Raw genomic sequence first — 2,923 nt, forward strand, 5'->3', positions numbered from 1 at the left:
GTTTACTGGTTATGAGTATATGTGGTGCACTCTTTCTGGTGACTTTGCATGGAGGGAGTTATTCTTCCAATCCTTGGAAACATTGCTTGTGGTAACACCAGAACCGGTTAACTGGAACTAGGTAAGCGGTTTGTAAGTATAAAAGATTCACAAACTATATAGTTTACTGATACTTTATATCCTATTTATAGATTCTAATAATTATATTTGTTATTTATAGTATTATATATCTATATTGACAGATAAAACTATCAGATGTAACCTAATCTCATGGACAACACGCAACACTACGTCGCTATTATTGGTGACATTATTGACTCTCGGACTCTTACAAACCGAAGACAGGTCCAGATACAACTGCAGCAGGTCTTGCAGAGAGTAAACAGTTTTGCTTTTTTGGATACCTACAAACAAATCCTAGATATCTCACCCTTTTCATACTCTACTACAAAACAAGTTCAGCTCACAAATGAGAAGAATTCAATTACGTCCTCCTTCACCATTACCCTGGGAGATGAGTTTCAGGGATTACTAAGCGATTGTTCTCATGTAGTTTCCATTGTTGATTATATTGAACGTCATATGTGGCCGGTACGTATTCGATTTGGTATCGGTATCGGAGAAATCCATACTGAAATCATCAAGGATTCACCATTTGGAATGGACGGTCCTGCATATCATATTGCACGTGATATGCTAACTCACCTGAAGCAAAGCGAAAAAAAACATAAGGAACCATATACTACCACTCGAATCGGAATTATTAATGATGAGAATCTTTCTCTTATGCTCAACATGGCTTTTTCCCTCCTTTCAACCTTGAAAGAAGGCTGGACAGAAAAACAGCAGAAAACATTGCACACGTTCATGGAAGGAGGACAATATAACCAACAGAAAACAGCTGATCTGCTCGGTATCACCCAACCAACGGTGAATAGCGCATTATCTTCGGCTCATTTTTATACCTACTTGCATACGTTAGCTGGGATAACGAGCAGCCTAAGTGAGGAATGTTAATGAATACTGATATTTTCCTGTTCTATCTCCTGTTACATATATTGGGTGACTACTACCTCCAAAGTGAAAGACTGGCAGGGTCAAAGAGAAACAAATATCCAGCGGTACTGCTCCATAGTCTTATATATGCACTCCCATTTTTTGCCCCCCTAGCATTTATGCACCCTTCCTCGTCATTGGTCAATTCACTTGTATTTCTCATCATTCTTCACGTTTGTATAGACACGGCAAAGTTCTTGTTTCACAGACTTGGAAAGTGCAAGGAATCCACACTATATCTGGCCGATCAAACAGTCCATCTCATCTCACTAGCAGGAGTGGCAACACTACTCATTCCAGTACCATTAGCTCCAACTTCATGGCTTACCGGTTTGCTGAATTCCAGTAACTTTTGCCCTGAAACCATCCTCACCTGGGCTGTCAGTATCTTGATACTTGCTAAACCTTCCAATATTACCATCAAACACATTATTTCACGTTTAGGAAAGAAAGAAGAGACACCCCGAAATAATGCCGGGGCCATGATCGGTACCCTTGAGCGCTATATCATGATAATACTGCTCAGTCTTGGGCAGTTTGGTGCACTGGCTTTGGTGATGGCGGCAAAGTCAATTTCTCGCTATGAGATGCTCAAGGATAAGGATTTTGCAGAGTATTATCTGCTGGGAACCCTCTTGAGTATTCTCATTGTACTTGTAGTATGGCTACTTCTCTTTTTTTGACATAGTGGCTTGTTGCTCTATTCTCCCTGCATGACTTGTCTGATTCCAGGAGAGCAGGCCAAATACCTGTTCCCCTATGAAAGCGAGCATACTGATCACAATGGTTCCAGAGAGCACCAAGGCAGAGTTTCTTAGGGTAAGTCCACTGATGATGATTGTCCCAAGCCCTTCCCCACCGATTACCGCGGCGATGGCGGCAGTCCCAAGATTGAGGATATAACTGTGTCGTATACCGGTGATTATAATGGGCAACGCTTGTGGGAGCTCAGCAATATGGAGTTGTTGGAACCACGTCATCCCCATTCCCTTTGCAGAATCGATTACAGCTGGGTTTACTGCATTGAACCCTACTATAGTATTCCCCAGAACAGGAAAGAGAGAGTAGAGAAACAGCGCCAACAAGGCTGGTTTCCAGCCGAAACCCAACACGGGAAATGCCAGAATTATTACCGCTGAGGGAGGAAAGGTCTGGATAAAAGCATTCAGCTTAAGTACCAGGTGTTGGAACTCTCTACCTGCCCTTCTTGTAACCAGGATGCCAATGAATATACCAAATATACTGGCAAGCAGTGTTGCTGCAATCGTCAAGGTAATGTGGGCACCGGTCATCTGCAGAATGGTCTTCCTTGAATGGGTGAACTGTGTCTCTCCAGGAAACAGGAAGGAGAGAATCGTTGTTTGTAATGCATCTGAGGAGATATAGAGGGCCAACCCAGCAGTGATCAGGAGAAGTGGAACCCATCGCTTGATCGTTTGTCTAGGAGATGCTGATTGTTTGGATTGTCTCAAAACGCACCTCCCCGAATAGCCGTCCATCATCATCTACCACAGCAGCTGCAGGCAATCCCAAGCTCAGGATGGCTGCCATACACTCCCTCATTGAAGAATATGTCTGTACCGTATGGTTTGCGCCATGTACCTCCCGCGATACAAGACGACCTTTCAGCCACACAAATCCTTTAAGAGGTTGTCCCTTATCATCAACTTGCCAATAGCACCTAGGTGAATCCTCAGGTAATACTGATTTGGATGGTGCATCCATTCCCGATAGTACCTTCTGGATACAGCAGTGGTCAGCAGTAAAGAGCGATAACCGTTTGAGTGACCGATCGGGGCCGAGAAATCGCTCCACAAAGTCATCCTTTGGAGAGGAAAGAATCTGCTCTGGGGTATCAGCTTGTACC

At 43.5% G+C, this 2,923-nt stretch carries 4 protein-coding genes; 2 read left to right on the forward strand and 2 right to left on the reverse strand.

From position 1 onward, the window contains the following. Positions 1 to 270 precede the first annotated feature (270 nt). Together JF818_RS12980 and JF818_RS12985 are read left to right on the forward strand one after the other, a co-directional pair. A complete protein-coding gene (locus tag JF818_RS12980; RefSeq protein ID WP_198892412.1) occupies positions 271 to 1,017 on the forward strand; it encodes a SatD family protein in 747 nt (248 codons plus the stop codon). After that, positions 1,017 to 1,739, forward strand: a complete 723-nt coding sequence (locus JF818_RS12985; protein WP_198892413.1) for a DUF3307 domain-containing protein — start codon at positions 1,017 to 1,019, stop codon at positions 1,737 to 1,739. The genes JF818_RS12980 and JF818_RS12985 overlap by 1 nt, the downstream gene beginning before the upstream one ends. Here the strand turns inward: JF818_RS12985 and JF818_RS12990 are convergent. After that, positions 1,722 to 2,528: an ABC transporter permease gene (locus tag JF818_RS12990; protein ID WP_198892414.1), complete on the reverse strand. Its 807-nt coding sequence runs from the start codon at positions 2,526 to 2,528 to the stop codon at positions 1,722 to 1,724. The genes JF818_RS12985 and JF818_RS12990 overlap by 18 nt on opposite strands. Then, positions 2,497 to 2,923: hypothetical protein (locus tag JF818_RS12995; RefSeq protein ID WP_198892415.1), on the reverse strand; the 427-nt coding region annotated here is incomplete at its 5' end. The genes JF818_RS12995 and JF818_RS12990, both read right to left, overlap by 32 nt.

Source organism: Sphaerochaeta sp. S2 (genome assembly GCF_016406725.1).
Taxonomy (GTDB): Bacteria; Spirochaetota; Spirochaetia; order Sphaerochaetales; family Sphaerochaetaceae; genus Sphaerochaeta.

Coding starts and splice junctions, on each gene's coding strand:
- JF818_RS12980 (WP_198892412.1), top strand. CDS start 271: ATGGACAACACGCAACACTACGTCGCTATTATTGGTGACATTATTGAC.
- JF818_RS12985 (WP_198892413.1), top strand. CDS start 1,017: ATGAATACTGATATTTTCCTGTTCTATCTCCTGTTACATATATTGGGT.